The 5,661-nt window shown below is 72.4% G+C and carries 2 protein-coding genes and 1 pseudogene; all 3 read right to left on the bottom strand.

The window, feature by feature from the left end; all coding sequences use genetic code 11:
• Window positions 1-575, bottom strand: a pseudogene (locus E0D90_RS23105) (hypothetical protein); the annotation flags it as partial.
• Between the two features lie 130 nt (window positions 576-705).
• Window positions 706-1,341 (bottom strand): hypothetical protein, encoded by a 636-nt coding sequence (locus E0D90_RS23100; protein WP_130799936.1) that lies wholly within the window; start codon window positions 1,339-1,341, stop codon window positions 706-708.
• A 435-nt stretch (window positions 1,342-1,776) separates the two neighbouring features.
• On the bottom strand, window positions 1,777-5,661 hold a 3,885-nt coding region (locus E0D90_RS23095; protein WP_130799935.1), incomplete at its 5' end, for an FtsK/SpoIIIE domain-containing protein.

The following is a 5,661-nucleotide window of genomic DNA, read 5'->3' as shown; positions in this document are numbered from 1 at the left end:
CCGACCTGGGGCTTGCCGATCTGGGCGGCGCCGCGCTGCTGGCCGTGCAGCTTGTTGTTGAGGGCGACGGCCCGTTCCCGGACGTGTGCGAGGTTCTCCGGCTGGATCCGGGTGACCAGCAGTACCACGGTGGCGTGCGGCAGCAGCGCCAGGGTCGGGGAGTCGGGGCCGAGCCGTCCGCAGTCGGCGATGACGTCGGCGGCGGCCTCCTGGTGCGGTGACTGGGCGAGGTCGGCGAACGCCTTGCCCAGCGCGCCCCATTGGCCGGAGACGCCGGCGCCCTGGTCGGAGGAGGTGAGCCCGACGATGACGTCCAGCCCGCCGGCGACGCGCTGCGAGTGGTCCCACAGTTGCTCGGCGGCGATGCCGCGGCGGGCGGTCGCCGCGAGGGAGAGCAGGCCGGTGCCGGGGTCGAGCGGGCGCCCGTTCTCGCGGGCGGAGCGGTAGACCAGGTCTCCGCCGGCCGGGTCGACCTCGGCGAGCAGGGCTCGCCTGGGCCACAGCGCGGCGAGCGCCACGGCGGTGGTGGTGGCTCCCGGCGACCCCTTGTCGGCGGCCACTGCGATCAGCGCCATCTGTCTGGTTCAGCCCCTCAGTTCGGCTCGGCTCGGCTCTTGCGGTCAGCTCGTGCGGACGGCCGTGGTCGGTCGTGGTGCCGGCGCCGGGACGGGACGCGGGGTCCGGCGTCCACGGGCGCCGTGGAGGTCAGTTGTCGCTGGACGGCACGATGACGAGGGAGACCTCGCCGCCGGCCCCGGCCCGGGCGAGGGCGGCGGCCTCGTCGGCGCCGACCCGCAGGGTGACGGGGAGGTCGCCACGGCCCTCGCCGCCGTGGACGTTCTGCACCTTGGCCCGCTCGACGATGACGCTCTCCCGCTGGACCGTCTCCTCGTCGCCGCTGCCGCTGTCCCGGCCGACCCAGTACGCGGCGACGGTGTCGCCGGGACGGATGTCGGAGGGGTAGCGGCCGGAGGCGAGGGCGAGTCCGACGAGGACCTCGCCCTGGTCGAGGGTCTCCTCGGCGCTGAGCATCTCGCCCACCAGGACCGTGCCCTGGACCAGGTCGACGCTGGGGACGAACTCCTCCTGCAAACGCGCCCGGTTGTTCCACGTGAAGTAGTTGACGCCGGGGTCCTCGGCGACGAGGACGGAGGTCATCGCGCTCTCGGGGACGGGCTGTCCGGCGGGTACCCGCTCGGTGATCATGACGGCCTCGACCCGGTCCCCGGCCTGCAGGACCAGCATGGTCGCGCCGAGCGCACCGGCCAGGATCAGCAGCACCGCGAGGGCGGCCAGGGCGGGCTTGCGCTCTCTGGGCGGCGCCGGGAGCCGATCACCCATCGCCGGTCCGGCCGCAACCGACTTCTTCGCGATCGCAGACGAACGGTCCTGGGTCTTCACGCCACCACCCCCGGTGTAGGCAACCGCCCGGCCCCGGGGCGCGTTGCACGCCTATTCTGGCTCTACTGAGCAAATAGGTCATTACGAATAGTTCGAAACTCGCTGGAACGTTATCAGCCGCTCAGCAGCGCCTACAACGCTCCACCTGTCACACCCGTGCAACAGGTGCTCCGCGCAGCGTGATCGGCCCGGCGTGCGCCCCCGGCGCGGTGCGGGGCGCACGGTCCGCGCCCGGCGTCGCCGTCCGCCCCGCGTCCGGACGCCCGGGCCAATTCCGTCAACTCCACCACACGGTGATGAAATTGCGCGCGGAGTTACCCGATTCGGCGCCCGGGCCGCCGCCGCCGGCTGGCGGCGGCCCGGGTGAATCCCGTTTCAGGGCACCGGAATACGCACGGAGACCGGATTGCCGTCTCCGAGATGGAGAATGCCGTTCCCCGGCTGCGGCCGTTCCACGGCGGCGCTGCGCGGCAGCTTGGCGCCGATGAGTTCGCCCGAACGGTGAGTGGCCGGGGAGAGCAGCACGCCCCGTTTGGCCTTCTTCACCTCAGACTGCCAGCCGCTGAATCCGCTGCACACATCGGCCTCCGCGCCGGCGATCACCAGCGAGATGCCCCGCTGCGCGCCGCGGATGGCGATGGCCTTCAACTCCTCATCGGCCTCGCGCCGTCGGCGCAGGTCCTCGGCGTCGTCCATCATGAAGACGATCGGCTCCTGCGGGGAGGCGGTGGCCACCGCCTCCACCACCTCGGCGTCGGTGAGCTTGTCCCCGGTGATCAGCCGCAGCACCCCCGGCTCGCCCTCGAAGGCGCTCAGCGGCGACTCGCGCGGGGTGCACAGCACCAGCCGCACCCCGCCGCGCAGGAAGGACCGCGCCATGTGGCACAGCACGGTGCTGCGGCCGGACTGCGGCGGGCCGGCGATCACGAAGGAGCGCAGGCCGGAGCCCATGTCCGGGCCGAAGGCGGTCAGTTCGTCGCCGCCGACGCCGATCAGGCTCCACAGCGGGGACTTGGCGGCGTCCGGGTCGCGCATCTCCCAGGCGTCCGCGAACGTCAGCTTGGAGGGGAGCACATCCACCCGGAAGGGGCGGCGGGCGCGCGGCACATCGGCGTCACGCTCCCGGGTGTACTCCCCGATGGCGGTGAGCGCGGCGGCCTGCCCCTGGCCGGAGAGGTCCTCGCCGAGGACACCGACCTGGATCTCGGCGGCGGTCTGCGAACGGTAGATCCGCCCGGGCGGGATCTCCTCCGGCAGGTCCTTGGAGCGCAGCCCGGCCATGGTGTAGTCGGCGCGGTCCGGGAGCCGGAAGGCGTACTTGTCCTCGCTGAGCCCGCTGATGCGGCCGCTCATGACCTTCTGGTCGCCGGTGATGATCACGTGGATGCCGACGCTGGCGCCCTCCCGCATCACCAGGAACAGCTGGTCGGTCAGGGCGCCCATGTCCACCTCGCCCAGCGAGCTGGTCCAGCCGTCCCAGCGGTCGACCAGCACCACGATGTGCGGCAGCCGGTCGTCGGGCGCGGCGGTGGCGCGCTGCTCGTTGATGTCGGCGAGCGCGTCGGCGGCCAGCACCTCCTGCCGGCGGCTGGTCTCGCTCACCAGGCGGGTCAGCAGCCGCCGGGCCCGGTCCACCTGGTTGCGGCCCACGACCGCGCCGCAGTGCGGCAGCCTGGTCAGCACGTTGAGCGCGCCGTTGCCGCAGTCGAAGCCGTAGAGGTGCACGTTCTCGCTGGAGTGCGTGCGGGCCAGCGACCCCGCGATGGTGCGCAGCAGCTGCGACTTGCCGGTGCGCGGGGCGCCGGCGAACAGCAGGTGGCCGAAGGTCTTGAAGTCGATCGCCAGCGGCCGGCGGCTCTGCTGCTCCGGAATGTCCTCCAGCGCGTAGGCGGCGGACGGCAGCGCGCCGGCCGCCCCGGGCGCGGGGATGTCGGAGAGCAGCAGCGTGTCGGGCAGGGACGGCAGCCACGGGCTGTGCTGCGGTTCGAAGCCGAGCTGACGGTCGGCGGCGATGACCGCGTCGACGAGGACGCGCAGGTCGGTGTTGGCGTCCTCCTCCTTCTTGGCGCTCGGCGGGCGCTTGAGCTCCTCGCGTCCGAGTCCGTACCAGTCCAGTGGCTTGGTCCAGGGCCGCACCACGGTCGGGCCCTGGGCGCCTGGGCGGCGTCCGCCGACGCGACCGGACTGGAAGGGCACCAGTGAGGCGGCGCCGAGCCGGACGTAGGCGCGGCCGGGGGTGGTCTTGGCGATGAGGCTGGCGTCCGGGGAGTTGATGACGTCGGTGGACTCGCCGGAGTCGGTGACCCGCAGCGCGATCCGCAGGTTGGTGTTGGCCCGGATCTCCGGGGAGACGACGCCGGAGGGCCGCTGGGTGGCGAGCAGCAGGTGGATGCCGAGGGAACGGCCGCGCTGCGCGATGTTGACCAGGCCCTTGACGAAGTCGGGCAGTTCCCGGGCCATCGAGGCGAACTCGTCGATGACGATCAGCAGGCGCGGCATGACCACGTGCTGGCCCGGCTCGCGCCGCATCAGGTCCTGGTAGTCCTCGATGTCCTTGGCGCCGACGCCGGCGAGGATGTGCTCGCGGCGGGTGAGTTCGGCTCCCAGCGAGCGCAGCGCGCGTTCCACGAGGTGGTTGTCGAGGTCGGTGACCATGCCGACGGTGTGGGGCAGTTGGACGCAGTCCTTGAACGCGGAGCCGCCCTTGTAGTCGACCAGGACGAACGTCATGTTGTCGGGGGTGTTGGCGACGGCGAGCGCGGCGACGATGGTCTGCAGCAGTTCGGACTTGCCGGAGCCGGTGGTGCCGGCGATCAGGCCGTGCGGTCCGTCGCGCCGCAGGTCGATGGCGAACGCGCCGTCGTAGGACTCACCGATGACGGCGGTGGTGGACTGGCCGTCGTACTGCCAGCGGGCGGCGATCATCTCCGGTGTGGGCGGCTCCAGTTGGAGCACGTCGAGCAGCCGGCTGGAGTTGGGCAGGCCGGCTCCCTCCGCCTCGTCGCTGATGTCGCGCAGCGGGGAGAGGGCCCGGGAGATCAGCCCGCACCAGGAGGGGCTGACCAGGTCGGGGAGGACGCCCAGCACTCGGGGTTCGCCCTTGCGTTCCACGCGCAGCCGGGTGAAGCCGGAGGGGTCGGGAGTCGCCCCGCCCTGCCAGCCGGGGGTGGCGGACGGGGCCGGCGGCATCCCGGGGATCCGCGCGGCCTGCTGGGCGTCCGGGGCGCCGGGGAAACCGGAGACCGGCAGCCGCGGCTTGAACTGCTGCCAGGGGTCGGCGGTGGCCTCGTGGGCGGAGATCGCGATGGCGACGGCCTGGCATTCGGCGGGGAGGAACCGCTCCTCCTCCTCCAGGCAGATGGACTGGATCCCGGCGGCGGGGCCCTCCTTGAAGAGCCGGATGACGCCGGGCAGGGTGCGCATCCGGCGGGAGCCGTCGTAGATGACGACGATGTCCGGCTCGGAGAACAGCGTGCCGCCGCGGGCCTTGCGGACCGCCTCGGCGCGGCTCTCCAGGATGCCGGTCAGTTCGGCGATGCGGGCGCCGACGGTCTCGGCGTCGGCGCCGATGAGGACGTTGGTGCTCTGCTCGTACTTCGGCCGGCAGTGCGGCAGCCAGCGCGCCCACTCCCAGCTCTGCTGGCCGGTGGAGTCGGTGAGGATGTAGATCTGCACGTCGTTGGGGCTGTGCAGGGCTGCGAGCTGGCCGACGGCCCAGCGGCCCATGCCGCGCACCATGTCGCCGGGGCCGGCGAAGCCGATGACACCGTGCTCCTTGAGCGGGATGCCGGTGGGGGCGTCGGCGACCTTCCAGGTGACCTCGCGTTTGTGCTCGTCCTCGTCGGGGTCGGTGAGGACGACCGCCGAGTCGAGTTCGCTGGTTCCGACTCTCAGCAGCAGGTAGTCGTCGTCGGTGCGGCGGCGTTCCCACAGGCGGGTGCGCGGGCCGGTGGCGGCGTTGAGCAGCACGCCCGGGTCGGGTCCGGCGTGGCGGCGGGTGAAGCGTTCGGCGACCAGGGCGTTCTGGGCGTCCTGCTCGACCCGGGCCTTGGTGGCCTCGTACTCCGCGATCTTGACGGCGTGCTTCTCCAGCGAACGCTTGCGCTGAACGCGGTAGTTGAGGAACACCATGATGGGCGAGAGGAACGCCAGGATCAGGAAGACCCAGCGGCCCAGCAGCATCGCCATGGCGAAGGCGCCCACCAGCGGCATCAGCGCCATCACCCAGGGGATGGGCTTGCGTTCGGGTTCGTCCGGGGT

The organism is Streptomyces otsuchiensis, from assembly GCF_004305975.1.
GTDB lineage: Bacteria > Actinomycetota > Actinomycetes > Streptomycetales > Streptomycetaceae > Streptomyces > Streptomyces otsuchiensis.
This window is presented reverse-complemented; position numbering and strand designations above follow the sequence as displayed.